Below are 26,312 nucleotides of genomic sequence, written 5' to 3'. Positions count from 1 at the left end.
ACCATGACCAACCTGCACATCGTCTTCGACAACCCCGTGATCCCCACCAACACCGGCAACGCCATTCGGACTGCGGCGGTCACGGGCGCGCACCTGCACCTCATTGAGCCGCTGGGGTTCAACTTCGACGACAAGCACCTCAAGCGGGCGGGGCTGGACTACCACGACCTGGCCGATATGACCATCCACCCCAACTTCCAGGCCTGCATGGATGCCCTGCCCGGCGCGCGGGTCTTCGCGTTTACCACCCACACGGACAAGTGGTTTACCGATATCGAGTACCAGGAAGGCGATGTTCTTCTCTTCGGCACGGAGCCGACCGGCCTGCCGGCCGAGCACCTCGCCCACGAGCGGATCACCGAGCAGGTGCGCATCCCCATGGTGCCGGCGCGGCGCTCGATGAACCTGTCGAACGCGGCCTCGACGGCCGTGTTCGAGGCCTGGCGGCAGCTGGGCTTTAACGGCGCGGTCTAGGCCGTACCCGAATCGTCGTTAGCGTTGGCGCTCGGGGCCGCCGGCAGGCGCCGGGCGCGCAGGTGACTGAGCAAGGCCGCCGCGTCGGCAGGGTCCAGGTCGCTGCCGGCCATGCGCACCGGCCCGGCGACCAGTTCGTAGCGGACGGTGGCCAGCCGGCACAGCTGGGCGATCGGGCCGGCGGTGTAGGCCAGCTCCTGGATGTGGCTGTTGGCAATCACGCTGACCCGGCGGTTGAGCAGCCCGGCGTGGGTGATGCTGTGATCGCCCACCAGGGTCACGGCCTGCCGGCGGGAGTCTAGCGGCGAGACCCACCAGGCCCGGCGCGGCGAGGAATAGGTCGGCTCACGGGCGCCCTCCGGCTGGGCGTAGCGGTCGATCTCCTTCTTATCCAGCGGGCTGAGCAGCTCCAGCAGGCGGAGGGCCTGCTCCCGGCTGCCGACGGGCAGTACCCGGGTAGTGCCCGATCCCTTGCCCGCGGCGGAGCCGTAGCCGGCCACGGACACGCGGACCTCCCACCACGTGGTCAGGCGCCACAGCAGCGGCTGGCGGACCTGGACGGCGTGGATGCGATCCAGGCGCACCGACTGGTGGCGCCGGTCGGCCAGGCCGTAGTTGATGATGAGCAACGCGCGGCCGGAGTCGTCCTCATCCAGGCGGGAGCTAAACCGCCACGAGGTGTCGATGAGCTCCCAGACTTTGGGCACCAGGCCCACCAGGATCGGCACCACGGTGGTGTTCGGCACCGGGGTGAGAATCAAGACCGCAGCGATCGCCACCACCAGCAGAGTGCTCACCCGCAGGGCCGCGCCCAGCAGGCTGCGCCGCGTCGGGATGGGCGGGATGACCGCCTCCTGGTGGGCGGCGTCGTTGCCGGCGTCGCTGCCGGCGGCATCGTTAGCGGCAGCTGGCTCCGCGCCGGTAGGTGGGCGGCGGCCGCTGGTGCGGGTGAGGATCTCCTCGCGCAGCTGGGTGGCCGCGGGCTTGTTCAGGTAGGCGATCTGGATGTGGGAGGACGCCCCGCCGGCGGTCTCGACGCGGACCGCCGCCACGCCGAAGATCCGGGCGATGACCGGCTCGATGACGTCGACGGCCTGGATGCGGTCGTAGCGGGCGGTGCGCAACTGCGTGGACAGCACCCCGCGCCGCAGGGCCAGCTCGTCCGTGCCCAGCCGGTAGCCCAGGCGGCGCCACCAGATGGCGGAGAGGAACCAGATGGCCAGGCAGATGCCGATGAAGGCGGCGGCGGTCCAGGCGGCGTCCCGCAGGCCGCGGCCCCAGTGGCCGTCGGCGATGAAGCGCGTGGCATCCCCTAGGACCTCGAGGTTGATATTGACCACCCCGATGGCCAGGATCGCCAGGATGACCGACCAGAACTGCAGCAGCGGCGTGAGCCGGTGCACGCGGTGGAAACCGTCGGCGTCAACGGCCGCGTTGTCCGCGTCGCGGCGGTGTTTGCTCACAGCCCGCTCATCCTCTCCCGGGCCTTGACGGTCAGGCGCTCGCGCAGCTGGTCCGCGGTCTGGGCCGGCAGGCCCTTGACGGTCGCGTCCGTGGTCGCCGAGGCCGTGTGCAGCTGCAGTGTCTTAATGCCCAGCCAGCGCTGGATGGGCCCGGCGGTCACGTCCACGAACTGGATGCGCCCGTAGGGCACCACGGTGAAGGTGTGCCACAGCTTGCCGCGGGTGATCAGCAGCTCGTCGTCGGTTTCCAGCCAGCCCATGTTGCGCACCTGGGCAGGGATGAGCCAGGCCAACCACGCGCCGAAGGCGGCGATAACGATAAGGCCCCAGTACCACCAGCTGGCCCAGAAAAAGCCCAGGGCGACCACGCCCAGGGCCAGGGCTATCAGCCAGATCGCGGCATTGATATAGCGGGCCTTGACCAAGGCTGTGGAGACCGGGTTGAGCTCCGGCGGGGCGACAGCATTCATGCGCTTTAGCCTAACAATCCTGGGCGCGGCTGCCGGGTGATAGCCGGGGGTTGCTCCCGGGCAGGTGCCTCGCGCCGGAAAACTACACCTTGACTAGCCGTTATGTTTATATAATAATTCCTTGCATGTCCCCGAAGAAGAAGCCGCGCCGCCCCATCTACAACCGCGTGCGCCTGCTTCGCGTCGAGCGCGACGTCTCCCGCGCCGAGCTGGCCGCGGCCGTGGATGTGAACCCCCAGTCCATCGGGGCGCTCGAGCGCGGCGACCACTCGCCCAGCCTGGACCTGGCCTTTAGCATCTGCGAGTTCTTCGACCTGCCCGTCGAGGCCGTCTTCTCCCGCACCGAGTTCACCCCGCTGTCCAGCGAGCTCTACCAGCGGATCTAGCCGGGCTCTCCCGGCGCCTCCGGCGGCTCTCGCCCGCCTAGCGGAAGTCCCGCGAGCCGCGGCTGAAGTACTCGCCGATATCCAGCGGCTCGAGCCTGTCCGCCACCACGCTGACCGCGCCCGTGGCGTTCTGGACGATACCGCGGACAACCAGCGCCTTGGCCGTGCGCGCCAGCACCTTCTGCCGCTTCCACAGCCCGGGCGAGACCATCACGTTCATCAGCCCGGTCTCATCCTCCATCCCTAAGAAGATGAGGCCGGCGGCCGTCTGCGGGCGCTGCCGGTGCGTGATGATGCCGGCCAGGCGCACGCGGGTGCCGTCCGGGACCGCGGCCAGGTCGCGCGCCCGCAGGATGCCGGCGGCATCCAGGGCCCCGCGCACCGCGGACATCGGCTGCCGGTCGTGGCTGACCCCGGTGGCGGCGATGTCTTGGGCCAGCAGCTCGAAGGAGGACATGCCGGGCAGGGCCGGCGCGGAAATGGCAGACATCCCGGGCAGCATGCCGGCGCGCTCGGTGGCTGCCACCCCGGCCTGCCACAGCGCCTGCCGGCGGCTTAGCCCCAGACAGTCCAGGGCGCCGGCCTCGGCGAGGGCCTCGACCTGGGCGACCTTCAGCCCCGCCCGGCGCGACAGGTCCGGGATGTCCGTGTACGGCGCGTTGGCCTCCACCCGCTCGGCCGCCTTGTCGCCCAGGCCCTTGACCAGGCCCAGGCCTAGGCGGATGGCCACGGCCGAGGAAGGCGCCCCGACAGTCTGGCCCGGGCCGGGTTCGACGGGCTCCACGCTCGACTCCTTGCCGGAGGCGTTGATGCTGACCGGGCGCACCGGCACCCCGTGGCGGCGGGCGTCCTGGATGAGCGACTGCGGGGAATAAAAGCCCATCGGCTGGGCGCGCAGCAGGCCCACGCAGAACTGCGCCGGGTAGTGGTGCTTGAACCAGGCGGAGAAATACACCAGGGAGGCAAAAGACTGGGAGTGCGACTCCGGGAAGCCGTAGGCCGCAAAGGCCACGATCTTGTTCCAGAGCTTGTCCGCCGTCTCCCCGGTGATCCCGTGGGTGGCGGCCAAGCCGGCGAAGAACTGGTCTTTCAGCTCGGCCATCTTCTCTGGCGAGCGCTTCGAGCCCATAGCGCGGCGCAGATCGTCAGCCTGGGCGCCGGTGAAGCCGGCGGCATCGACGGCAATCTGCATCAGCTGTTCCTGGAACAGCGGGATGCCCAGGGTCTTGCCCAGGGACTTTTCCAGCACCGGGTGATCGTAGGTGACCTCCTCCAGCCCGTCGCGGCGGCGCAGGTAGGGGTGCACGGACCCGCCCTGGATGGGGCCGGGACGGATGAGGGCGACCTCGACGACCAGGTCGAAGAAGACGCGGGGTTTCAGCCGCGGCAGGGTGGCCAGCTGCGCGCGGGACTCGACCTGGAAAACACCGACGGCGTCGGCCCGGCAGAGCATGTCGTAGACGGCCTCCTCCGCCAGGTCCAGCTCCCAGAGGTTGACCTGCCGCCCGGTGGATTCGGCCACCAGGTCCTGCATGTGGTGCAGGGCCTCCAGCATGCCCAACCCCAACAGGTCGAACTTAACCAGGCCGGCGGCCGCGCAGTCGTCCTTGTCCCATTGCAACACCGAGCGGCCCTCCATCCGCGCCCATTCCATGGGCACCACGTCCGCAATAGGCCTATCGCAGAGCACCATCCCGCCGGAGTGGATGCCCAGGTGCCGCGGCTGGCCCAGGAATTCCTCGGCGAGTGCGACCACGTCCGCCGGGGGCTCGTCGGTGCCCTTCGACCAGGCGTCCGCGCTGCCCTGCGGGTAGCCCAGGGCGCGGGCGGCGTCCCGGGTCGCGCCCTTGCGGCGGTAGGTGTTGACGTTGGCCACCTGCGCGGCCTGCTGGCGCCCGTAGGCGGAGTAGACGTACTGGATGACCTCCTCGCGGCGGCCGGACTCAATATCGACGTCGATGTCCGGCGGGCCGTCCCGGTCCGGGGACAGGAAGCGCTCAAAGAGCAGGCCCGCGGAGATGGGCTCCGCGTTCGTGATACCGAGCGCGAAGCAGACCGCGGAGTTGGCGGCGGAGCCGCGGCCCTGGCACAGGATGTTTTCCCGGCGGCAGAAATCCACCAGGTCCGTGACGATGAGGAAATAGCCGGGAAAGCCCAGCTGCTCCACCACCGCGAGCTCGTGTTCTATCTGTTTTTTCGCGCGCTCGCGGATATCGGCCGGCCGGCTGGCATAGCGCTTGCGCGCCCGCACGTCAACCAGCTCGCGCAGCCAGGTCATCTCCGTGTGCCCGTCCGGCACGTCAAAGTGCGGCAGGTTGGGCACCAAAACGTCCCAGCTGAAGCTGCATTCGCGCCCCAGCTGGGCCGCGGCGGCCAGCAGATCCTCGCGCCCGGGCAGCAGGCGCGCCATGTCCTCGCCGGAGCGCAGCCAGCTCGCCCCCATCGGGTGCTGGTCCGGGTCCGCCTGCTGCAGGGACTGCCGGTGGGCCAAGGCGTTTTTCGCCGCCGCCAGGCGGGCCTGGGTACGCCGCGCCGCCGCCGGGCGGGCGCTCGCTATAGCCCGCAACCCCCAGTCTTCCCGGGCGCTATCCAGCCGGCGGTGGCGGTCCGCGTCCGCCGGCACCATGGTGCTGGCGTATTCGAGCACCACGTTGCTGTCCCCGGCGGCGCCCACCAGCTGGCCTAGCCGGTCCACCCAGTCCACGTCGGCGAGGTAGACCACCTCCTCGCCCAGGGCGCGGACGACCTGCGCCAGCGGCGGGTAGGCGGTCTTGTCCTTCTCCCCGGCCGCCATCTTGGCCTGGGCGATAAGCCGCGACAGGCGCCGGTAGCCCTCCGGGCCGCGCACCAACACCGTCAGGACGCCCTCGTCCAGGCTCAGCTCGGCGCCGAAGACCGTGGGCAGGCCGGCACGGGCGGCGGCTTCGGCGAATTTCATCAGGCCGTAGAAACCGTCCCTGTCCACCAGCGCCAGGGATTCCAGCCCTAGTTCAACTGCGCGTTCGACCAGTTCCTCCGGCTCAGAAGCGCCCTGCAGAAACGAATAACTCGACACGGCGTGCAGCTCCGCAAACGGCACCGCGGACTTCTTTGTTTCGCGCGGCAAGTCCTGCTCAGCGCTGTGGTTTACGGGCACAGGTGTGAGCGCCGGGCGGCCGGAAAGGATCCGCTCCAGCCGCGACCAGCTCAGTGCCCGTCCGCCGTTAAACCTCACGCCGGACAGCCTAGCAAGATACGAACCCGTGTTCTAATTGCAGCAACCTTACAAACCAAGCAGTCTGTGAATATGCATAAAATCTGCAAGTAAATAGACAAAGCGGTATACAGGCTGTTAGGTTATAACCCATCGAGGTTGCGCGCCCCGCAACCCGCTTTATTACGCCTACCGGACGGCGCCCGGGCACTGCCCCGTAACACCGCCCGGCCTTATAAAAGTCACACAGAAAAGGACCATTCTCATGCAGATCCGCCGCGCCCTTGCCGCAGCCGCCGCCACCGTCGTGGCAGCGACCGGCCTCGTCGCCTGTTCCTCCGACTCCGAGGGAGGCGAAATCACCAAGGACTCGAAGATCTCCGTCGGCACCACCGACGCCTCCAAGAAGGCCTGGGCGGCGTTTGAAACCGCCGCCAAGGACCAGGGCTTCGACCTGGACATCGTCAATTACTCGGATTACACCACCCCGAACCAGGCCCTGGAGCAGGGCGAGCTGGACACCAACAACTTCCAGCACCTGAAATTCCTGGCCGAGTACAACAAGGGCAACGGCACCGACCTGGTGCCGATCGCCGCCACCGAGATCGTGCCGCTGGCCCTGTTCTGGAAGGACCACGACTCCCTGGACGGCATCGAGGGCGAGACCGTCGCCGTCCCGAACGACTCCACCAACCAGGGCCGCGCCATCAACCTGCTGGTCCAGCAGGACCTGGTCACCCTGAAGCAGGACGGGCTTTTGACCCCGACCCCGGCCGATATCGATGAGAAGGCCTCCAAGGTCAAGGTCACCCCGGTCGGCGCCGAGCAGACCACCTCCGCCTACAGCGAGGGCACCCCGGCCGTCATCAACAACTCCTTCCTGGAGCGCGCCGGCATCGACCCGACCACCGCGGTGGTCCAGGACGACCCGAACTCCGAGGAGGCCGAGCCCTACATCAACGTCTTCGCCGTGCGCTCGGAGGACGCCGACAACGAGACCCTTCAGGAGCTCGTCAAGATCTGGCACACCCCCGAGGTCCAGGAAGCCGTGCAGGAAGACTCCAAGGGCACGTCCGTTTCCGTGGAGCGCAGCCCGCAGGAGCTGCAGGACATCCTCAACCGCCTCGAGGAAGAGCTCTAAACTTCCTCCCCGGCACCTTCTACCCCGCCGACGCGCCCAGCTCAATGGCTACCGCGTTGCCGGGGTTGTGCCACGTTTAATGAACCCGCCACTGCACACGCAACTACCAAGGGGCTTTTAGTGACCGAATCACCCACTACCGGAACCCGCGTCGAGTTCCGCCACGTATCCAAGGTCTTTGAGCATAAAAAGACCACCACCCAGGCGCTCGACGATGTCAACCTGGCCGTGGAGCCCGGCGAAATCATGGGCATCATCGGCTACTCCGGCGCCGGCAAGTCCACCCTGGTGCGCCTCATCAACGGGCTCGACACCCCGACCGAGGGCGAGCTGTTGCTGGACGAGACCAACATCGCCGGCATGTCGGAGAAGAAGCTGCGCTCCCTGCGCCGCTCCATCGGCATGATTTTCCAGCAGTTCAACCTGTTTAACTCCCGCACGGCCGCCGGCAACATCGAATACCCGCTGCAGCTGGCCGGTGTGGCCAAGGCCGAGCGCAAGCGGCGCGTGCAGGAGCTGCTGGAATTCGTCGGTTTGGGCGACAAGGGCTCGAGCTACCCGGAGCAGCTCTCCGGCGGGCAGAAGCAGCGCGTCGGTATCGCCCGCGCGCTGGCCACCAACCCGCGCCTCCTGCTGGCCGACGAGGCCACCTCCGCGCTGGACCCGCAGACCACCCACGAGGTCCTGGAGCTGCTGCGTCAGGTCAACCAGAAATTCGGCATCACCATCGTGGTCATTACCCACGAGATGGAGGTCGTGCGCTCCATCGCCGACAAGGTCGCCGTCATGGAGAAAGGCCGCGTGGTCGAGCAGGGCTCCATCTACGAGGTCTTCTCCAACCCGCAGACCCCGGTGGCACAGCGCTTCGTGTCCACCTCCCTGCGCAACACCCCGGACCACGTCGAGGCCGACGACCTGCTGGCCCACGAGGGCCGCTTGTTCACCATCAACCTGACGGAAAACTCCGGCTTCTTCGGCGCGGCCGCCCAGCTGCGCGAGCGCGGCGTGTCCATCTCCATCGTCCACGGCGGCGTGACCACCTTGCAGCAGCACTCCTTCGGCAAGATGACCGTCCGCCTCAACGGCTCTGGCGAGGCCATCGAGGAGTTCTACCACACCATGTCCCAGACCACCGACATTCAGGAGATCAAGCGATGACGACAACTATCTTGGCCGCAGCGGACTGGGACCGCCTGTCCGGCACCCTCATGGAGGCGGTCGTCGACACCCTCATCATGGTCTCGCTGACCATGATTATCGGCGGCATCCTGGGCCTTATCCTCGGCATCCTCCTCTACACCACCCGCCCGTCGGGAATCCTGGCCAACCGGTTTATCTACACGATCCTCAACATCGCGGTAAACATCATCCGGCCCATCCCGTTCATCATCTTGCTGGCGTTCGTGCAGCCGGTCACCGTGGCCGTGATGGGCTCGTCCATCGGCCGCGAGCCCGCCACCTTCGTCATGGCCTTTGCCGCCACCTTCGCCGTGGCCCGCATCGTCGAGCAAAACCTCGTGGGCATCGACCCCGGCGTCATCGAGGCCGCCCGCGCGATGGGCGCCAGCCCCTGGAAGATCATCACCAGCGTCATCATCCCCGAGGCCCTCGGCCCGCTGGTGCTGGGCTACACCTTCCTGTTCATCGCCGTGGTCGACATGTCCGCCATGGCCGGCTACGTCGGCGGCGGCGGCCTGGGTGACTTCGCCATCGTCTACGGCTACCGCGCCTACGAGTGGCAGGTCACCGTCGTGGCCACCCTGATCATCATCGTTATGGTCCAGGCCGCCCAGTTCCTGGGCAACTGGGTCTCGGCCAAGATCATGCGCCGCTAACCAGCCGCCTGCCACAACACCCCAACCCCCGGCCAGCACCTAGCAGCTAGAGCTAGTGCCCGCCGGGGGTCGGTTTATCTCCAGGGCCTCCTCTGGCTAACGATGCCCCGGGTGGCCAGCCAAGCCCCCGGGTGGCTAACCAAGCCCCGGGGGGCTAACGATGCCCCGGGGCTAACGATGCGCCTTAGGCGACTTCCCAGATGAGCGAGGACTTCGGTTCCTTCCCGCAGGAGGCGACTATGCCGTCGTATTCGCGCTGGACCAGCTCGATGTCCCAGTGCCGCCCGTCGCGGTGGGAAACGCGCACGGGCCCGGAACCGGCGTCCGCGGGGCGCAGATCCGCATAGCTTACCTCCTCGCCGGCCTCGATGAGGCGGCGGGCGACCTCCAGCTCGGCGACCTGCCCGCGCTGGGAATACAGGCCGCGGCCGCGGTTGGCCGGGTAGAAATAGCTGCCGTTTAAGGCCCGCTTGGTCATCTCGCGCGCGGCCTCCAGGTTGAGGCGGCCGAAGGAATAGCCCCACGGCATCAGCAGCACCGAGGGGGCGAAGCGGTGGCCCTTGGTGTGGGAGGTCTCCCAGATGATCGCCGGGAAGATTTCGCTCAGCTGAGCGGCCAGGGGCCGGCCCTTGATGGCGCAGCACTTATCGCGCTTGGAGTGGGTGCACACCAGCACCAGGGGCGTGTCCATCTCACCGCCGCCGTTGCGGCCCGGGCCGGAAAGATCCAGGTCGAGGATGTCTTCCGGGCCTTCCAGCAGGAGCATTTCCATTACCCCGCGCTCGGCCCAGACCAGGTAGCAGCGGTGCACGCTGCCGACCTGGCGGCCGGCCCGGCCGGGCCGGCGGATGAGCTGCAGGCCCGCCTGCCCGTCGAGCTTGTCCTTCAGCCGGGCGGTGAGCTCCGGGCTAAAGGTGCCGCCGTCCAGGATGTCGTGGGACCACCCGCCGGGCCACTCGAAAAGGACATAGACGGATTCCTGCTTCGCGGAACCCGCCAGCGGCTCGACGTCCACATCGGAGCACAACGCTTCAGTTGCCCCGGTTTCCCCGATCTTTTCAGCTGTTGACATGCCCGTCATTCTACCTCCCGCCGCGGCTGCAAAACCCCTCGCGGAGGCGCTGCAATAATTTTATTTCCCGTCGCGTGAAATCGAACTCGTATTTTGTCTCTCCCTGGAAAAACCGCTACCGTAGGCACTATGCCTGTCCCTGACCGAGCCCGCCGGGCCCAAATTGCAGCAATTTTTATCACTGCTGCGTGTGGCCTGTCTGCCTGCTCTACGGACGGCTCCCGGGACATGCTCGCCGGGATCGGCGACGCCCAGCCCACGGATTCTTCCTCGGCGGACTCCGACAAGCAGGATCAGAACGTTTCCGGCCCCAGCCCCCTAGGGGACGCCGACAAGGAGATGAAGACCCAGCGCCCGCCGGCGCCCGCCCGGCTGATGGTGACCAACATGCGCATCGGCCAGCACCCCGGCTTCGAGCGCGTGGTCTTCGACCTGGAGGGCGAGGGCCAGCCCGGCTGGTTCGTCGATTTCCAGGACCAGCCCACCCAGCAGGGCTCCGGCAAGCGCATCAACTACTACGGCGCCACGGCCCTCAACGTCAACATCGACGGCACCGTCCTGCCCTACGAGCTGGGCAAGGACGACCCGGCACTCGGCACCATGACCGGGTACGGAAGCATCATCACCGAGGTCACCAGCGCCGGCACCTTCGAGGGCCGCTCCCAGTTCATCATCGGCCTCGACCAGGCCCGGCCCTATTCCGTGGAAGTCCTCAACGACCCGAAGCGCGTGGTCGTCGACGTCCTCGACCGCTAACCCACGCCGCGCAGACGCCATGGCACTGTGGCGGCTTTCCTAGACGTAGCTGGCCTCGACCGTCCACCGGCCGGCCTGCCAATTGAGCAGCCAGGCCCGGGTCTTTTCTTGATCCGTGCCGACTATCTGCAGCCGCGCTAGGCGCGTGCCGGCGGCCGTCCACCAGCCCGTGTCCACCGGCCACGGGCCCGCCCACGCGGTAACCAGGTAGCGGTTTTTCCCCCAGGCCAGGCCGGCCGGCTCGGCCGAGAGCAGGGCCTCCTCGGTGACGAAGACGTCGTGGCCTTCGGCGTTAATCATCCGGATGCGGGCGGCCGGGTGGTTCGCGCTCGGGTGGTCGAGCTCCAGCTGGGCCGGCAGCGGCGCCGGAATCCGGCCCGGCCAGGCGCCCGGCGGCGCGGGCTCGACCCGCTCGCCGTAGGGGACGAAGTCCACCCGCTCGGCCACCCCGCGGCCGCCGCGGTCGACCGGCTGGACCACCTTGTCGATGCCCAGCTGAGACTGGACGCGCTCGATGACCTGCTGGGCGCGGGCCGCCGAGCCCGTCCCGGATTCCACCAGGCTGTGCTGTTCCGGCTGGGCGACCTCCAGCGGCTCCAGCCCGAGCCCCACGATCCCGCCCTCGGCTTGGTTGCCCACCAGCCAGCCGTCGAGCTGCCAGCGCACCCGGTCCGCGGTGGCGGATTCGCTCAGCGCCGCGCGCGTGCGCCAGACCCGCCGCAGCTCCGTGCCGTCGGCCCACTGCGCGCTCACGCGCAGGCGCAGGCACGACAGCCCGGCCACGCTCAAGCGCTGGTGCAGCTGGGCGGCCAGCTGGCGGGCGGCGAACGCGGCGGCGTCCACGCGCTCCAGCGGATCCTCCGGGCGCATCCACACGTCCAGCTCAGCACCCGCCAGCTCCGGGGCGACCCGCCGATCCGGCTGCGCGCTGGCGATGGCGTGGCACCGCCGCCCGGCGTTGCCGAAGCGGCTGGTGACCTGGTGCAGCGGCAGCTGCGCCACATCCCCCAAGGTGGGCAGGCCCAGCCGCACGAACTGGGCGACCAGCTCCGGCGGGCAGCCCAGCGCTACCTCCGCGGCTAGCACCTGGGCGCTGCGCGGGGCCAAGAACTGCCGGGAAGCCCCCGGCTCCACCACCGCGCCGAGCCCGCGGTCCCGGGCCGCGATGATGGCGGTGGCCAGCTCGTCGGCCACCCCGACCGTCATGTCCAAGCCCTGGCGCGCGGCGGCATCGACCAACATCTCCACCGCGATGGCCTCCCCGCCGTGGAAGCGGGCGGCCGCGGCGGCGTCCACCACCACGAGGCCGGGGCGGATGACCTCGATGGACGAGGCTACCGCGTCCAGGGATTCCACGATTTCGGCGAAGACGGCGCCCTCGCGCTCCGGCTGGGACTCCCAGACTAAAAGCTCCGGGCAAACCGCCTGGGCCGCCCGCACCCGCATGCCGCGGTGGACCCCGGCGCGGCGCGCGGCGGTATTGCAGACCTTCACGGCCCCGCCGGCAAGGACCCCGATGGGGCTGCCCGCCCCCGCGCCCTCCGGCAGGGTCTCGGCGTAGCGGGCGGCCTGGATAGGCCAATCGGGAAACCAGAGCGCAGCAATCCGCACTGCCGGCGCGCTCATGCGCACCTCACCACGGACTGCGCCGGGCGCGACAAGTACTTCGAGTACGCCTGCACGCGCACCTCGACCCCGCGGATGCGCCCGCACCCGCGCCCGATCCCCGGGTAGGACTCCACCCGGGCGTCCAGCCGCAGCGCCGCGGACGGCACGTGCTGCCCGACGGTAATGAGCACCGCGCGCCCCTGCCGCAGCCGGGCCGCCACCGGGCGCGCCCGCGCGGGGCTGAGCACCCGCTGCTGGGAGGCCGCGCGCACGCGCTGGATGACAAAATCCATGCCCTCGACCAAGGTGGCGCTGACCGCCCACGGATCCGTGCCCGGGTCCGGCACCGCGACCACCTTGCTGATATCCCCGCGCTCGCACACCTGGGCCAGGGCCAGCTCCGGCCAGCCGACCAGGGCCACGTAGTAGCCCTCCTCCGTGGCTTGGCACACCAGTTCTATTATGAAGGCCGGACACTCGCTGCACCGCACCGCGCTGCCGCGCACCAGGCCGCCCGCCGGGAGGGCACCGGCCAGTGCGCCGCCCAGCTCAATCTGCTGCTCGGCAGCATATGCCCCGCGGGGCGCCACGCCGCCGGCCGGCGCGGCCTGTCCGGCGGAATCCCCGGGACTTTTGCCATTCCCCCGCTCAGCACCGCTTTCGGTGGAGCGTGCAGCGCACTGTTTAGGCCCGCGTGCGGGCAGGGCGGAGCCGCCGCCCATCTTTTCCATCTGCGCGCGCAGAGCCGCCACCCGGTCCTCGACCGACTGGCCCACCGCTTGGGGAACACTTGTTTGCTGCACCCCTCAAGTATGAACCCTCCCCTGGACACATGCAAACGTCCGTTCGACTGGCGCGAGGGGTGCCCGCCTCACCTGGGATTAATCAGTCCAGGTCGCGGCTGGCCGCCCAGCGGGTGAGCTGATAGCGGTTGGACTGCTGGGTCTTGCGCAGGATATTGGAGGCGTGCGTTTCCACCGTTTTGATGGAGATGAACAGCTTCTGCCCGATCTCGCGGTAGGTATAGCCGCGCGCCAGCAGGCGCAGTACCTCCAGCTCGCGCGGGGTCAGGGCGTCGACTATCGGATCCTCGCCCTGGGCGGGCAGGGGCTTGGGCTCGCCCTCCGGTTCCGGGGCCGGCTCGCCGGCGGCGAAGGCGTCCAGCACGAAGCCGGCCAGCCGCGGGGAGAAATACGCGTCCCCGTCGTAGACCTGCGCGACCGCCCGCGCCAGCTCCGCGCCGTCGATATTCTTGGTCACGTAGCCGCGCGCCCCGGCGCGGATGAGGGCGATGACGTCTTCCGCGGCATCGGAAACGCTCAGCGCCAAAAACTTCGGGCCCGGCTCAATGCCCTGGATGACGGCCAGCCCGCCGCCGTCCGGCATGTGCACGTCCAGCAGGACCACGTCCGGGCGGGTCTCGTTGATACCGCGGATCGCCTCGGCGACCGTACCGGCGTCCCCCACGATGTCTACTTTGTCGGCCAGCTCCGCGCGCACCCCGGCGCGGAAGACGGAGTGATCATCGACCAAGAAGACAGTAACCATGCCTATAACGCTACCGTGAGCTCCACTTCCGTGCCGGCCCCGGGCTGGCTATCCAGCCGCGCCACACCGCCCGCGCGTTCCATGCGCTGCCGGATAGAGTCCCGGATCCCGTGGCGGTCGGCCGCCACCGCTGCCGGGTCGAAGCCCACGCCGCGGTCGCGCACGAACAGGGTCAGCTCGCCTGCCAGCACCTCGCAGAACACGTCGACCGTGTCCACCTGCGCGTGCTTGCCGGCGTTGACTAGCACCTCGCGGGCCGCCTCGACCGCCAGCTTGGTGTTGTCGCTCAGGGGCGCGTCCTGCCCCACGGTCACCGGGGTAATCCGCACGTTGAACAGGTCCTCGACCTCGGCGCAGGCGGCTTCCACCGCGCCGAAGATGGTCTCCGGGGTGGCGGAGTCGGCGTCGAAGAGCCAGGCCCGCAGCTGGCGCTCCTGGGAACGCGCCAGCCGCGCGACCTCCGGGCCATCGTCGGCGCGTTTCTGGATAAGCGCCAGGGTCTGCAGCACCGAGTCGTGCAGCTGGGAGGCGATAGCCGTCCGCTCGTCCGCCGCCGCCTTCGCCGCTTTTTCCTCCGCCAGGGAACGCCACAGCTTCAGCACCAGCGGGATGACCAGCACGCCCAGCCCCAGCATGGTCAGCAGGGAGGCCACCAGCGCCGAGCTGAACCCGTGCTCGCGGTCCCAGAAGACCGCCATGACCACCGTGCCGGCCAGCACCAGGGCAAAGCCGGCCGCGAGGCTGCCCATGCCGAGCAACGTATTCGTCGAGCGGTCATAAGCCTGCCAGGCCAGCAGGGCGCCCACCGCGACGAATGCCAGCGGCATCAGCACCTGCGGCGGCACGCCCAGCACCACCGTCGCGATTGCGACCCCGGCCGCCAGCGCGAGGGCCACCACCAGCCCCCAGCTCCAGCGCGGGATCTCCCACTGCGAGGTCGGGGCCTGGGCGTCCTGGCGGGCCGGGGTGCAGATCCACAGGCCCGCGTACAGGATCAGCCCCACCCCGGAGACCAGCGCCAGCCCGGCCAGCGCCAGGCGCACCCAGAGGATGTCCACGCCCAGGTTCTCAGCCACACCACCGGCCACGCCGGCGACCATCTTGCCCTGCTGCGGGCGTACCATGGCCGGGTAGGGTGCCGCGCGCCGCTGGGAATATGCGGCGGGCTCGGACGGGGGAATACTCATAGATCAATATCGTGCCACGCTCCCGCGCAGACCACATCCGGGATCACCCTGAGAGACCTAATCCGGGCAAAGATCAGGGCGCTCCCCGATGTGCCGGAGCATAGACGCAGACCATACTTAAAGCATGACTTCCCCATACGACCCGTTCCACTCCGAGCCTCCCCCGGACGCTTCCGCTAACGACGCCGCCGCCCGCCCCTACGGCGCCTCCCCCGACTCCAAACCCACCGACGGCCTGGGAAAGACCCTGCGCGCCATGTGGGCCACCCGCCCGCCGCGCATCCCCGCCGAGCAGGGCGGCAACGCCAAGATCGCCGGCGTGTGCGAGGGCATCGGCGCCCGCTTCGGCATCGACCCGGTCCTGCCCCGCGTGGCCTTCGTGGCCACTACCCTCGCCTTCGGCGGCGGGCTGGCGGCCTACTTCCTGGCCTGGGCGCTGATGCCCCGCTATTCCAAGGCCTCCTCCCCGGTCGAAGACCTCTTCGGCCGCCGGGACGGGGAGACTTCCGAGTCTGGCCTAGCCATCGCCTTGCTCATCGGCTTCCTGATGACCTCCGGGGCGTGGTCGGTAACCATCATGGAAGACTCCTTCTTCCCTTCCTTTAGCTCCTCGGCGCTTGGCATTGCCCTGTTCACCGGCCTCATCTGGTTCTTCCTGTACCGCCACCGCCCGACCCCGCCAGCGGGACTTTTGGCGGCCGGGCAGCTCGCCCAGACCGACGCGCAGCAGGCGCAGCCGGCCGCGGACCCGGAGGTGGACATGTCGATGTTCAGCCCGGTGGACGGCTACCCCTTCCCGCCGGGCCGTAACACCCCGCCGGCCTGGGATCCGCTCGGCGCCGCCCCGGACACCTGGCACCTGCCGGACCCGCGCCCGGCCGCGGAGCCGAAGAAGAAGCGCTCCCTCGTCAAGACCCTCCTGGTCGTCGCCTTGAGCTTCTTCGGCGTGGTCCTGGCCGCCGCCCTGGTCATCGCCGCGACCGTGGGCTTCCGGGTGGTCCGCCACGTCGACAACCCCACCGACGGGCTGACCGTCAGCGACGGCTTCGCCTTTGACGACCGCGAATACACCCCCACCTCGGTGAAGGACCTGCCGCAGACCTACGACTTCTCCGTCGGCTACGGCAAGGTGGACTTCAGCCAGATCCGCGACTGGGACCAGCTCAACCACCGCGCCGAGGTCACCATCGACGCCGGGGTCGGCAACACCGACATCGTCCTGCCGAAGGGGGTCTCCTACAGCCTGACCTGTGACGACGGCGTGGGCGCTAGCAACTGCCGCGAGCAGGACAACCCCGACGCCACGTTCGCCGTCCACGTCGACGCCGGCGTTGGCAACGTCACCATCGACTACCCCACCGCGGGCGCCAATTCCTAGGCGCGCAGCCCGCTCCCTTCTCCCCGTTCCCCTCTCCCCGCTCCTTTTCCCTCTCCCTTTTCATCCTCCCCGACGTGATTTAGCGCAAGCCCGACGTGATTTGGCGCAAGGCTTCTGGTTTTTCCGGAAATCATTCTCCGGGAGGATTAAGGAGAGGGTTTTCGCGTCTATAGTTAGCAACTGCCAAAACTTGCCCGTCTGCCACCCCAGCGGTGCCAGAGCCTTGAAATCCTGCCTTTGCCCCGAGGCCTTTACTCAAAAGGAGTACTAGCTGTTATGGCCATTGAGCCCGCTACCGCTAAGAAGAAAACCAAAAAGCCGCTCATCATCGGCGCTATCATCGCCGTGGTTGTCCTCGTCCTCGGCGCACTTGCCTGGTGCTGGTACGCCAGCGTGGCCAGCGGGAGCGTCCTGCAGGCCGACGACGTCACCGAGGTCACCCGCGGGGACGTCACCAACGCGGTCAGCGCCAACGGCACCGTGGCCGCCCGCGAAGAGGCCGTGCTGTCCACGCGCCTGACCGGCCCGGTCTCCAGCGTGCGCGTGCACGTGGGCGACCGCGTCCAGGCCCAGCAGCCCCTGGCCGTCATTGACACCACCCCGGAGGAGCAGGAGCTGGCCGGCCAGCGCGCCACCCAGCGCACCGAGCTGCGCTCCGCCCAGAACCAGGTGGCCGACGCCCAGGCAGAGCTCGACCGCCTCTACACCGCCGCCGCCAACGGGGAGACCGCGGCCGCGAGCGCAGGCGCGGACGAGGAGGGCGGCGCCGCCGCTGCCTCCGGCGATATCCAGACCCAGATCGCCGCCCAGGAGCGCGCCCTGGCCCGCGCCCAGGAGGACGTGTCCGCCGCGCAGGAGTCGGCCAACCTGGCCAACGCCGGGCTGGAAAACTCCATCAACGCCGGCACCCTGTCCGCCCCCTTCGAGGGAGTCGTGACCGCCTTAAACGCGAAAGAGGGCAGCCCCGCGGAAGGGCCGGTGGCCACCGTGGCAGATGACTCCACGCTGGAAATCCGCACCACCGTCAGCGAGGCCGACATGCCCAACCTGCGCCCGGGCAACCGGGTGACGTTTACCTCCCCGAGCGCCCCGGGCAAGGAATTTGCTGGCAAGGTCACCGGCATCTCCCCGGTCGCCCAGCAGCCCGAGGCCGCCGGCGCCGGCGCCGGCGGGGATAGTGCCGCGCTGGCCGGGCAGGGCGGGGCCACCAAGGCGACCTTCCCGGTCACCATCGAGGTCACCGGCGACACCGAGGGCCTGCACATCGGCTCCACCGCGAAGACCAAGATCGTCTCCGCCGAACAAAAGCACGTGCCCACCGTGCCGCTGACCGCGATTCTCAGCGAGGGGCAGCGCGCCTTCGTGCTCGTGGCCGAGCCCGCCGGCGACAACCCGGACGAGGACGGCTACCGCGTGGTCAAGCGCCCCGTGACCGTGGGCATTACCAGTGCCTTCGCCGCGGAGCTCAAGGGCACCGAGGTCAAACCGGGCGAGATCGTGCTCACCCAGGCCCGCGATCACGAGGACCTGGTCGATCAGAACGTCACCATCGCCGGATTCGAAGGCAGGCAACAGTGACCGAGAACCACGCCCTCATCGACATGCGCGGCATCGTCAAAAGCTTCAACGTCGGCACCGAAGGGGAGCTGACCGTCCTGCCGGGCTGCGATTTCCAGGTCCCCCGCGGGGAATTTACCGCGGTGGTCGGCGCCTCCGGCTCCGGCAAATCGACCCTGATGAACATCATCGGACTGCTGGACCGGCCGAGCGCGGGCACCTACCTGCTCGACGGCATCGACGTGCTCGATAGCACCGACGACCAGCTGGCGCACTACCGCAGCCAGGCCATCGGCTTTGTCTTCCAGAACTTCAACCTGGTCGGCCGCATCAGCGCCGCCAAGAACGTGGAAATGCCCCTGGTTTATGCCGGCGTGCCCGCCAAGCAGCGCGCGCAGCGGGCCGCGGAGCTGCTCGAGCTCGTCGGCATGGCCGACCGCGCCCACCACCTGCCCAACGAGCTGTCCGGCGGGCAGAAGCAGCGCGTGGCCATCGCCCGCGCGCTGGCCAACGACCCCGACATCCTGCTCGCCGACGAGCCGACCGGTGCGTTGGACTCGCACACCGGCCGCCGCGTGATGGACCTTTTCCACACGCTGCACCGCGAGCACGGCAAGACCATCGTGTTCATCACCCACAACCCGGAACTGGCAGAAGAGACCGAACGCACCGTCACCATGCGCGACGGCATCCTGCAGGAGGAGCCCCGTGAGCATTAAGGAATCCGTCTTCCTGGCGCTGATCAGCCTGCGCACCAACAAGATGCGCTCGTTTTTGACGCTGCTGGGCGTCATCATCGGCATCGCCGCGGTCATCGCCATCATGACGCTGAGCGCCTCGCTGAAAAACCAGTTCCAGCAAAACCTGGACGACGCGGGCATCAACAACCTCAACGTCGACGTCACCTCCCGCCCCGCCGACGGGGAGGAAGACACCCAGGACCCGGCTGCCATGTACGGCTCCGGCGGAGACATCGATAGCGCCTCGCTGATCAGCCCCGATCAGCTCGACCAGCTGCGGGAGCACATGGGCGACATGGTCACCGGGATTGGCGTCGGGGAAAACTCCGCCACTTTCGGCAAGGTCTCTATGGACAACCAGCTCGTTCCCCAGGAGGTCTCCGCGACCACCCGCGGCATCAACCCGGACATGGCGCTGATTAACGGCGACCCGCTGTCGGCCGGCCGGGACATTGAGGCCGCCGACATCGACGGCGCCCGCCCAGTGGCCGTTCTCAACGCGGACCTGGCGGAAAAACTCTTCGGCGCGGACCCGCACAACGCGCTCGGCCAATTCCTGGAATTTACCCCGGAGGAAGGCAACGCGGTAGACCTGATGGTCGTCGGCGTGAAGGCGCGGGAGGAGTCCGCCGGCCTGCTTAGCGTCAGCGGCGAGGACCTCAGCATGACGGTCCCCTACCCGCTGGCGGCGAGTTATTCGAAGCAGCCCGGCGCCGGCGAGGCTTTCAACCACCTGACGGTCCAGGTGGCCGACTCGGCCGACAAGCAGGCCGCGGCCGATCGCCTGCGCGCGGCCCTGGACGAGATGTACGCGGACAACGACGCCTACCACGCCAAAGTCACGGACTTTAGCCAGGACATGGCCAGCTTCAACCAGGTTATCACCTCGCTGAGTATCGGGTTGGCCGCCATCGGCGGCATCTCCCTGCTGGTCGGCGGCATTGGCGTCATGAACATCATGCTGATTACCGTCACCGAGCGCACCCGGGAGATCGGCGTGCGCAAGGCCCTGGGCGCGACCCGCCGGGACATCCGCTGGCAGTTCGTCACCGAGGCCATCATCGTCTGCCTGGTCGGCGGCGTCATCGGCATCATCCTCGGCGCCCTAGCCGGCATGGCCGGCTCCGCCGCGATGGGGCTACTCGCCTTCCCACCGCTGTCCGCCGTGGTCATCTCCCTGCTCTTCGCCCTCGCCATCGGCCTGTTCTTCGGCTACTACCCCGCCGGCAAGGCCGCTAAACTCGACCCCATTGAGGCCCTGCGGTACGAATAGACAGCCCCACCGGAACTGTTAAAGCCGCGAAAATACAAAACCCGCCGCCGCTACCTCAGGAACGCGTCCTGGTAGCGGCGGCGGGTTTTTACGCTGAAAGGCGCGTGCCTTCAGCTGAAGCCGGTTAAGCTTTCCGGCTTATTCCCACTCGATGGTTCCCGGCGGCTTGGAGGTCACGTCGAGCACGACGCGGTTGACTTCCTTGACCTCGTTGGTGATCTTGGTGGAGATCTTCTCCAGCACGTCGTAGGGGATGCGGGTCCAATCCGCGGTCATAGCGTCCTCGGAGGAGACTGGGCGCAGCACGATTGGGTGGCCGTAGGTGCGGCCGTCGCCCTGGACGCCGACGGAGCGCACGTCCGCCAGCAGGACCACCGGGCACTGCCAGATCTCGGCGTCCAGGCCGGCGTTGGTCAGCTCAGTGCGGGCGATGAGATCGGCCTGGCGCAGGGTCTCCAGGCGGTCCTCGGTGACCTCACCGATAATGCGGATGCCCAGGCCCGGGCCCGGGAAGGGCTGGCGGTTGACAATCTCTTCCGGCAGGCCCAGCTCGCGGCCCACGGCGCGAACCTCGTCCTTGAACAACAGGCGCAGGGGCTCGACCAGTTCGAATTCCACGTCGTCCGGCAGGCCGCCGACGTTGTGGTGGGACTTGATGTTCGCGGTGCCGTCGCCGCCGCCGGATTCCACGACGTCCGGGTACAGGGTGCCCTGCACCAGGTAGTCCACGGTGGAGCCTTCCGGGGCGTCATCCAGCACGCCCGCGACGGCGCGCTCGAAGGAGCGGATGAATTCCGCGCCGATGGCCTTGCGTTTGTCTTCCGGGTCGGTCTTGCCGGCCAGCTTCTCCAGGAAGGAAGCGCGCTCGTCCACGGTGACCAGCTTGGCGCCGGTGGAGGCCACGAAGTCCTTTTCCACCTGTTCGCGTTCCCCGGCGCGCAGCAGGCCGTGGTCCACGAATACACAGGTCAGGCGGTCACCAATGGCGCGCTGCACGAGGGCGGCGGCCACGGCGGAGTCCACGCCGCCGGACAGGCCGCAAATGGCCCGGCCGGTCTCGCCGACCTGGGCGCGGACGTCGTCGATGAGCTGCTCGGCGATGTTATCGGCGGTCCAGTTCTGCTCCAGGCCGGCGATCTCGGTCAGAAAGCGGGTCAGCACTTCCTGGCCGTGCGGCGAGTGCAGCACCTCCGGGTGGTACTGGACGCCGGCCATCTTCTTGGCCACGCACTCCATGGCGGCCACCGGGGCGCCCGCGGAGGAGGCGGTCACGGTGAAGCCTTCCGGGGCGGCCGAGACCGCGTCGCCGTGGGACATCCAGACCTTGTGGGTCTCTTCCAGGCCGGCGTGCAGCACGCCGGACTGGTCATCCACGTGTAGGTCGGTGCGGCCGTATTCGCGCTCCCCGGTGGAGGAGACGGTGCCGCCCAGGGCGTGGTTCATGGCCTGGAAGCCGTAGCAGATACCGAAGACCGGCACGCCGAGCTCCAGCAGCTCCGGCTTCAGAGCCGGGGCGCCGTCGGCGTAGACGGAGGAAGGACCACCGGAGAGGATCAGCGCGGCCGGGTTCTTGGCCTTAATCTCCTCTACGGTGGCGGAGTTGGGAACTACCTCGGAGTAGATCTGGGCCTCGCGCACGCGACGGGCGATAAGCTGCGCGTACTGAGCCCCGAAATCCACCACGAGGACTGGACGAGGGGTAGTGGAAGGCTTAGTCACCCCGTCAGTTTAACGCATAGCCGGCCCCGCGTTATAGCCTGGCCATCCCCCGTAACCTCCCCGCCTCGCACCCGGTTAAGGAATCAAGCAATCTCCCGAACCTATGCCCCGCGGTTTATCACTCGTCTATGCTAGAGTGTCATATTTCACATCAGACGAGGAGGAGAGGTAATGAGCACTCCCATCCATGGCGACGAGCTGCCTGAGCAACATAGCCCGGAGCATATTGCGAAGTCGCGCGAGGAATCCGACTTAGAGCACATCCACGAAGAGGACATCCAAGCCCCGGCAGAGGGCGAAGACTTCTCCGCCGGCTCCGACCTGACGTGGGCTATCACCCTGTTCGGCACCGCGGTCGGCGCGGGCATCCTCTTTTTGCCCATCAACGCCGGCAGCTTCGGCTTCTGGCCGCTGCTCATCGCCACGGCCTTCATCGGGCCCGTGGTCTTTTTCTCCCACCGGACCTACGCGCGCATCGTGGCCGCCTCCCCCATCAAGGGCCTGGACGTTTTGCAGGTCATCACGGCACTAACCGGGCGCAAGCGCGGGCTGGCCACGGCGCTGCTGTACTGGCTGGCCATCTACCCCACCGTGCTGATCTACGGCATCAGCATCACCAACACCGTCGACAGCTTCATTGTCAACCAGCTCGGCGGCCCGGAAATCAACCGCTGGGTGCTGGCCAGCGCCTGCATCGGCGTGCTCACCGCGGCCTTCGCCGCCGGCAAGAAGGCCGTGCTGTGGCTGGGCAACGCGCTGGTCTACCCGCTGATTATCGCCCTGGCAGTGGTCTCCATCTACCTCATCCCGCAGTGGGACCTGGCCAGCTTCTACGACTATGAGTCGGACACTGCCCTGTGGAAGTCCCTCCTGCTCATCCTGCCGGTGTTGGTTTTCTCCTTCAGCCACATGGCGGCACTGTCCCAGTTCGCGCTTGATGCCCAGCACGGGCACGGCGATGACGTCGCCGGCACCGAGCGCCAAGTCTCCCGCGTGGAGTTGCTGACCGCCTGCCTGCTGGTGGCCTTCACGATGTTTTTCGTCTGGTCCTGCTCCATGGCCATGGGCGCCGAGGGCATGGACGCCGCCCGGGAGGCCAACATCCCGATCCTGTCCTACTTTGCCAACGTCACCCACACCCCGTTCATGGCTTTCCTCGCCCCCGTGGTCGCCATCTGCGCCATCGCCTCGTCCTTTTCCGGGCACATGCTGGGCACCGAGGAAGGCACCAAATACATCTTCCGCGTGCTCGCCCCACGCACCGCGGACAAGCTCACGGGCAAGAAGCTCACCTACGTCATCTACGTCTTGGTCTTTATCGGCTCGGTCGCCGTGGCGGTCTACAACCCGTCCATCCTGGACTTCATCTCCGTCGTCGGCGGCATCTTCGTCGCCTTCCTGGTCTATATCGTGCCCATGCTGCTTTTCCGCAAGGCCACCGCCTTCAAGCACTACGCCACACGCCCCGACACCATCTTCGTCTTCGTCATGGGCCTTGTCATCATGGCTGTCTCCGCCTGGGAGATCGTCACCGGCAACTAGTCGCTGCCCACCCCACAGGCCGCTGCCCCGCCGGCGCCTCCCGGGCAGGATAAAGGGGGCATCGCCCTGCTTGGCGATACCCCCTCTTTGTTGCCCTCGGCCGTGGGACAGGCGCGTTTGCCCTCGCTGATCTATTTAGCCGCGGATAGCCAGGTTGACCTTCTGGAAGGACTTGAGGTCCGTGTAGCCGCACTTGGCCATGGCGCGCTTGAGGCCGCCGACCAGGTTGAACTGGCCGAAGGGCTCGTTCGAGGGCCCATGCAGAACGACCTCGAGGCTCGGGGCGTTGTGGTCGGCCTCGCCGTCGAGGAAATCAACGTCCAGGTCGCCCGGGATTGCTGCGGCGTAGTCCACGAAGCCGCGCGGGAAGCGCGGGTGCCCGGCCGCGGCCGGCCAGTACCAGCCCTTACCGCCGGCCTCGCGGGCCGAGGCCAGAAGCGGGCCCAGCACGACGCCGTCGGCACCGCAGGCCACGGCCTTGGTGATTTCGGCGGAGTTGACGAAGTCGCCGTCGGCCAACAGGTGCACGTAGCGCCCGCCGGTCTCATCCAGGTAGTCCCGGCGCGCGGCCGCGGCATCCGCCACAGCGGTGGCCAGGGGCACGTCGATGCCGACGGTCTCCGGGTTGGTGTTCACGCCGCCGCCCACGATGACGCCGGCCGCGCCGGTGCGCATCAGGTGCAGGGCCGTGGTGTAGTCCGCCACGCCGCCGGCGATGACCGGCACGTCCAGGGAACCGATGAATTCCTTCAGGTTCAGCGGCTCGCCGCCGGTGCTGACGTGCTCGGCGGAAATCAGGGTGCCCTGGATAAACAGCAGCTCCGCGCCGGCCGCGATGACCACTGGGGCCAGCTCGCGCGCGTTCTGCGGGGACACGCGCACCGCCACGGTCACGCCCGCCTCCCGCACCTGGCGGATGCGCTCGGTCAGCAGGTCGGTGTCCAGGTCCGCGGCGTGGAGGCGCTGCAGGACGGAGTTGTCCCCCGGGTGGGAATAGACCTGCTCGAGCGCGGCCTCCAAGTCCGCGTGCCGGCCCCACAGGCCCTCGGCGTTGATAACCCCTAGGCCGCCCTGCTTGCCCATCTCGATGACGAATTCCGGCGTGGCCAGGGCGTCGGTCGGGTGGGAGACGAACGGGATGTCGAAGGTGTAGGCGTCGATGTGCCAGGTGGTGTCCACGTCCTTCGAGGAACGCGTGCGCCGGGTGGGCACGAGGGAAATATCGTCCAGGTCGTAGGTGCGCTGCGCCTGCCGCCCCAGTCCGATTTCTACGTAGTCGCGCATGTGCTGCTCCTTATCTGTGAGTGTTGCGACGTCGCGGGGAGTGCTACGTGTCGTATAACGGGTTTCCTACGCGCTGCTTAGCGGTAGTTCGGGGCCTCGACGGTCTGCTGCAGATCGTGCGGGTGGGACTCGCGCAGGCCGGCCGCGGTGATGCGGACGAAGCGTTTGGTCTTGAGATCCGCGATGGAGGCCGAGCCGGTATAGCCCATGGCCGCGCGCAGGCCGCCGATGATCTGGTGGGTAATCGCGTCGATCTCGCCGCGGTAAGGAACCTTGCCTTCCACGCCTTCCGGCACCAGCTTGTCCTCGCTCCTAACGTCGGCCTGGAAGTAGCGGTCCTTGGAGTAGGAGCGCTTCTCCCCGCTCAGGCCGCGGCCCTGCATGGCGCCCATGGAGCCCATCCCGCGGTAGCGCTTGTACTGCTTGCCGCCCACGATGACGATGTCGCCCGGGGCTTCCCGGGTGCCGGCGAACATGGAGCCCAGCATGACGGTATCGGCGCCGGCGGCTAGAGCCTTGGCAACGTCGCCGGAGTATTGCATACCGCCGTCAGCGATGATCGGGACGCCGGCCGGGCCGGCCACGGCGGCGGCCTCCATGATGGCGGTGATCTGCGGGGCGCCCACGCCGGCGACGACGCGGGTGGTGCAGATAGAGCCCGGGCCGATGCCGACCTTGATGGCGTCGGCGCCGGCGTCGATCATGGCCTGGGCGGCCTCGCGGGTGGCCAGGTTGCCGCCCACGACGTCGACGCGGTGGCCGAAGTCCTTCTTCACGCGGGAGACCATCTCCAGCACGCGGTTGTTGTGGGCATGGGCGGAGTCAACGACCAGCACGTCGACACCGGCATCGACCAGGGCGCCGGCGCGCTCGTAGGACTCCTCGCCGGTGCCGATGCCGGCGGCGACCAGCAGGCGGCCGGAGGAATCCTTGGAGGCGTTCGGGTACTGCTCGGATTTGACGAAGTCCTTGACGGTGATGAGGCCGACCAGCACGTTGTTGTCGTCCACGATGGGCAGCTTCTCGACCTTGTTATTCGACAGCAGCTTCAGGGCCTCGCTCTTGGACACGCCCTCCTTGGCCACCACCAGCGGCATGGAGGTCATGATGTCCGAGACCTTGCGCTGGAAGTCCGGTTCGAAGCGCATGTCGCGGTTGGTACAGATGCCCAGCAGGACACCCTTGTCATCGACCACCGGCAGGCCGGAGATGCGGAACCGCGCGCACAGGGCGTCGACTTCCTCGATGGTCATATCCGGCGACGCCACCACCGGGTCGGTGACCATGCCGGACTCGGAACGCTTGACCGTTTCCACCTGCTCGGCCTGTTCCTGGGTCGACAGGTTGCGGTGCAGCACGCCGATACCGCCCTGGCGGGCCATCGCGATAGCCATGCGCGCTTCCGTGACCGTGTCCATGGCTGCAGACGACAGCGGGATGCCCAGCTGGATGTTGCGGGTAAACTGCGCCGAGGTGTCTACCTCCGAAGGCACGATATTGGATTCGGCCGGCAGCAGAAGCACATCATCAAAGGTCAGCCCATTGAGCAGGACCTTATCCGGGTCGTTTCCCCCAGTTTGCACGCGGTTGTCAGTCATCTTGAGTGCCCATCTCCTTAAAGCGAAGCCGAGTTTTGGTGGTATGCACCCTAACTGTAGTGCCTTTTAGCGCTACATCGTGAGTCCG

The 26,312-nt window shown here is 68.1% G+C and carries 22 protein-coding genes; 11 read left to right on the top strand and 11 right to left on the bottom strand.

Features of this window, described 5'->3' with window-relative positions; all coding sequences use genetic code 11:
• Positions 1–3: 3 nt before the first annotated feature.
• Complete coding sequence (locus tag QQS53_RS02255) at positions 4–474, top strand: tRNA (cytidine(34)-2'-O)-methyltransferase (protein ID WP_070769206.1); 471 nt, start codon at positions 4–6, stop codon at positions 472–474.
• Here the strand turns inward: QQS53_RS02255 and QQS53_RS02250 are convergent.
• Both QQS53_RS02250 and QQS53_RS02245 read right to left on the bottom strand, forming a co-directional pair.
• Positions 471–1,937, bottom strand: coding sequence for a PH domain-containing protein (locus tag QQS53_RS02250; protein ID WP_472774315.1), 1,467 nt, complete (start codon positions 1,935–1,937; stop codon positions 471–473). The genes QQS53_RS02255 and QQS53_RS02250 overlap by 4 nt on opposite strands.
• Positions 1,934–2,407, bottom strand: coding sequence for a PH domain-containing protein (locus tag QQS53_RS02245; RefSeq protein ID WP_472774314.1), 474 nt, complete (start codon positions 2,405–2,407; stop codon positions 1,934–1,936). The genes QQS53_RS02250 and QQS53_RS02245 overlap by 4 nt, the downstream gene beginning before the upstream one ends.
• Positions 2,408–2,532: 125 nt before the next feature.
• Between QQS53_RS02245 and QQS53_RS02240 the strand changes: the two genes are divergently transcribed.
• A complete protein-coding gene (locus tag QQS53_RS02240; protein WP_070769203.1) occupies positions 2,533–2,793 on the top strand; it encodes a helix-turn-helix transcriptional regulator in 261 nt (86 codons plus the stop codon).
• A gap of 37 nt (positions 2,794–2,830) precedes the next feature.
• Here QQS53_RS02240 and QQS53_RS02235 read toward each other — a convergent pair whose 3' ends face one another.
• Positions 2,831–6,007 carry an error-prone DNA polymerase gene (locus QQS53_RS02235; RefSeq protein ID WP_472774313.1) on the bottom strand — a complete coding sequence of 1,059 codons (3,177 nt, stop codon included), beginning with the start codon at positions 6,005–6,007 and terminating at the stop codon, positions 2,831–2,833.
• Positions 6,008–6,251: 244 nt separating this feature from the next.
• Between QQS53_RS02235 and QQS53_RS02230 the strand changes: the two genes are divergently transcribed.
• The 3 genes from QQS53_RS02230 to QQS53_RS02220 all read left to right on the top strand — a co-directional run bounded on the left by QQS53_RS02230 (position 6,252) and on the right by QQS53_RS02220 (position 8,962).
• Entirely contained in the window at positions 6,252–7,127 is an 876-nt protein-coding gene (locus QQS53_RS02230; protein ID WP_472774312.1) for a MetQ/NlpA family ABC transporter substrate-binding protein, read from the top strand.
• 120 nt (positions 7,128–7,247) lie between these two features.
• Positions 7,248–8,285 (top strand): methionine ABC transporter ATP-binding protein, encoded by a 1,038-nt coding sequence (locus tag QQS53_RS02225; protein WP_472774311.1) that lies wholly within the window; start codon positions 7,248–7,250, stop codon positions 8,283–8,285.
• Complete coding sequence (locus tag QQS53_RS02220) at positions 8,282–8,962, top strand: methionine ABC transporter permease (RefSeq protein WP_472774310.1); 681 nt, start codon at positions 8,282–8,284, stop codon at positions 8,960–8,962. The genes QQS53_RS02225 and QQS53_RS02220 overlap by 4 nt, the downstream gene beginning before the upstream one ends.
• 184 nt (positions 8,963–9,146) lie before the next feature.
• On the opposite strand, the gene QQS53_RS02215 is transcribed toward QQS53_RS02220, so the two are convergent.
• Entirely contained in the window at positions 9,147–10,034 is an 888-nt protein-coding gene (locus QQS53_RS02215; protein ID WP_472774309.1) for a sucrase ferredoxin, read from the bottom strand.
• Between the two features lie 129 nt (positions 10,035–10,163).
• On the opposite strand from QQS53_RS02215, the gene QQS53_RS02210 reads away from it, so the two are divergent.
• The gene (locus QQS53_RS02210) at positions 10,164–10,790 is read left to right on the top strand and encodes an AMIN-like domain-containing (lipo)protein (protein WP_472774308.1); all 627 of its coding nucleotides are present in this window, start codon (positions 10,164–10,166) and stop codon (positions 10,788–10,790) included.
• A gap of 39 nt (positions 10,791–10,829) precedes the next feature.
• Here QQS53_RS02210 and QQS53_RS02205 read toward each other — a convergent pair whose 3' ends face one another.
• The 4 genes from QQS53_RS02205 to QQS53_RS02190 all read right to left on the bottom strand — a co-directional run bounded on the left by QQS53_RS02205 (position 10,830) and on the right by QQS53_RS02190 (position 15,133).
• On the bottom strand, positions 10,830–12,416 hold the full coding sequence (locus tag QQS53_RS02205) for a Y-family DNA polymerase (protein WP_472774307.1): 1,587 nt from the start codon (positions 12,414–12,416) through the stop codon (positions 10,830–10,832).
• Positions 12,413–13,201: a hypothetical protein gene (locus tag QQS53_RS02200; RefSeq protein ID WP_472774306.1), complete on the bottom strand. Its 789-nt coding sequence runs from the start codon at positions 13,199–13,201 to the stop codon at positions 12,413–12,415. The genes QQS53_RS02205 and QQS53_RS02200 overlap by 4 nt, the downstream gene beginning before the upstream one ends.
• An 82-nt stretch (positions 13,202–13,283) precedes the next feature.
• Entirely contained in the window at positions 13,284–13,946 is a 663-nt protein-coding gene (locus QQS53_RS02195; RefSeq protein WP_472774305.1) for a response regulator, read from the bottom strand.
• Positions 13,947–13,948: 2 nt separating this feature from the next.
• Entirely contained in the window at positions 13,949–15,133 is a 1,185-nt protein-coding gene (locus QQS53_RS02190; RefSeq protein ID WP_472774304.1) for an ATP-binding protein, read from the bottom strand.
• Between the two features lie 124 nt (positions 15,134–15,257).
• Between QQS53_RS02190 and QQS53_RS02185 the strand changes: the two genes are divergently transcribed.
• The 4 genes from QQS53_RS02185 (at position 15,258) to QQS53_RS02170 (ending at position 20,081) form a co-directional block, all read left to right on the top strand.
• Entirely contained in the window at positions 15,258–16,511 is a 1,254-nt protein-coding gene (locus QQS53_RS02185) for a PspC domain-containing protein (RefSeq protein ID WP_472774303.1), read from the top strand.
• Positions 16,512–16,787: 276 nt separating this feature from the next.
• The gene (locus QQS53_RS02180; protein WP_472774302.1) at positions 16,788–18,089 is read left to right on the top strand and encodes an efflux RND transporter periplasmic adaptor subunit; all 1,302 of its coding nucleotides are present in this window, start codon (positions 16,788–16,790) and stop codon (positions 18,087–18,089) included.
• 23 nt (positions 18,090–18,112) lie between these two features.
• On the top strand, positions 18,113–18,787 hold the full coding sequence (locus QQS53_RS02175) for an ABC transporter ATP-binding protein (RefSeq protein ID WP_368520845.1): 675 nt from the start codon (positions 18,113–18,115) through the stop codon (positions 18,785–18,787).
• Positions 18,777–20,081, top strand: coding sequence for an ABC transporter permease (locus QQS53_RS02170; protein ID WP_472774301.1), 1,305 nt, complete (start codon positions 18,777–18,779; stop codon positions 20,079–20,081). Before QQS53_RS02175 ends, QQS53_RS02170 begins: the two co-directional genes overlap by 11 nt.
• A 138-nt stretch (positions 20,082–20,219) precedes the next feature.
• Here the strand turns inward: QQS53_RS02170 and guaA are convergent, their stop codons facing one another.
• Positions 20,220–21,800: a glutamine-hydrolyzing GMP synthase gene (gene guaA, locus QQS53_RS02165; RefSeq protein WP_472774300.1), complete on the bottom strand. Its 1,581-nt coding sequence runs from the start codon at positions 21,798–21,800 to the stop codon at positions 20,220–20,222.
• 171 nt (positions 21,801–21,971) lie between these two features.
• On the opposite strand from guaA, the gene QQS53_RS02160 reads away from it, so the two are divergent.
• Positions 21,972–23,342: an amino acid permease gene (locus QQS53_RS02160; RefSeq protein ID WP_472774299.1), complete on the top strand. Its 1,371-nt coding sequence runs from the start codon at positions 21,972–21,974 to the stop codon at positions 23,340–23,342.
• Between the two features lie 135 nt (positions 23,343–23,477).
• Here QQS53_RS02160 and QQS53_RS02155 read toward each other — a convergent pair whose 3' ends face one another.
• Positions 23,478–24,626, bottom strand: a complete 1,149-nt coding sequence (locus QQS53_RS02155) for a GuaB3 family IMP dehydrogenase-related protein (protein ID WP_472774298.1) — start codon at positions 24,624–24,626, stop codon at positions 23,478–23,480.
• A 77-nt stretch (positions 24,627–24,703) separates the two neighbouring features.
• Positions 24,704–26,224: an IMP dehydrogenase gene (gene guaB / locus QQS53_RS02150; RefSeq protein ID WP_472774297.1), complete on the bottom strand. Its 1,521-nt coding sequence runs from the start codon at positions 26,222–26,224 to the stop codon at positions 24,704–24,706.
• Positions 26,225–26,312 lie beyond the last annotated feature (88 nt).

This window comes from Corynebacterium sp. 2571A (assembly GCF_055700935.1).
This window is presented reverse-complemented; position numbering and strand designations above follow the sequence as displayed.

What these genes read in the sequence shown, in the direction of transcription:
- guaB (WP_472774297.1), bottom strand. Translation starts at nt 26,224, where the DNA reads ATGACTGACAACCGCGTGCAAACTGGGGGAAACGACCCGGATAAGGTC.
- QQS53_RS02215 (WP_472774309.1), bottom strand. Translation starts at nt 10,034, where the DNA reads ATGTCAACAGCTGAAAAGATCGGGGAAACCGGGGCAACTGAAGCGTTG.
- QQS53_RS02245 (WP_472774314.1), bottom strand. Translation starts at nt 2,407, where the DNA reads ATGAATGCTGTCGCCCCGCCGGAGCTCAACCCGGTCTCCACAGCCTTG.
- QQS53_RS02240 (WP_070769203.1), top strand. Translation starts at nt 2,533, where the DNA reads ATGTCCCCGAAGAAGAAGCCGCGCCGCCCCATCTACAACCGCGTGCGC.
- QQS53_RS02175 (WP_368520845.1), top strand. Translation starts at nt 18,113, where the DNA reads ATGCGCGGCATCGTCAAAAGCTTCAACGTCGGCACCGAAGGGGAGCTG.
- QQS53_RS02255 (WP_070769206.1), top strand. Translation starts at nt 4, where the DNA reads ATGACCAACCTGCACATCGTCTTCGACAACCCCGTGATCCCCACCAAC.
- QQS53_RS02220 (WP_472774310.1), top strand. Translation starts at nt 8,282, where the DNA reads ATGACGACAACTATCTTGGCCGCAGCGGACTGGGACCGCCTGTCCGGC.
- QQS53_RS02210 (WP_472774308.1), top strand. Translation starts at nt 10,164, where the DNA reads ATGCCTGTCCCTGACCGAGCCCGCCGGGCCCAAATTGCAGCAATTTTT.
- QQS53_RS02155 (WP_472774298.1), bottom strand. Translation starts at nt 24,626, where the DNA reads ATGCGCGACTACGTAGAAATCGGACTGGGGCGGCAGGCGCAGCGCACC.
- QQS53_RS02205 (WP_472774307.1), bottom strand. Translation starts at nt 12,416, where the DNA reads ATGAGCGCGCCGGCAGTGCGGATTGCTGCGCTCTGGTTTCCCGATTGG.
- QQS53_RS02180 (WP_472774302.1), top strand. Translation starts at nt 16,788, where the DNA reads ATGGCCATTGAGCCCGCTACCGCTAAGAAGAAAACCAAAAAGCCGCTC.
- QQS53_RS02190 (WP_472774304.1), bottom strand. Translation starts at nt 15,133, where the DNA reads ATGAGTATTCCCCCGTCCGAGCCCGCCGCATATTCCCAGCGGCGCGCG.
- QQS53_RS02230 (WP_472774312.1), top strand. Translation starts at nt 6,252, where the DNA reads ATGCAGATCCGCCGCGCCCTTGCCGCAGCCGCCGCCACCGTCGTGGCA.
- QQS53_RS02160 (WP_472774299.1), top strand. Translation starts at nt 21,972, where the DNA reads ATGAGCACTCCCATCCATGGCGACGAGCTGCCTGAGCAACATAGCCCG.
- QQS53_RS02185 (WP_472774303.1), top strand. Translation starts at nt 15,258, where the DNA reads ATGACTTCCCCATACGACCCGTTCCACTCCGAGCCTCCCCCGGACGCT.
- QQS53_RS02195 (WP_472774305.1), bottom strand. Translation starts at nt 13,946, where the DNA reads ATGGTTACTGTCTTCTTGGTCGATGATCACTCCGTCTTCCGCGCCGGG.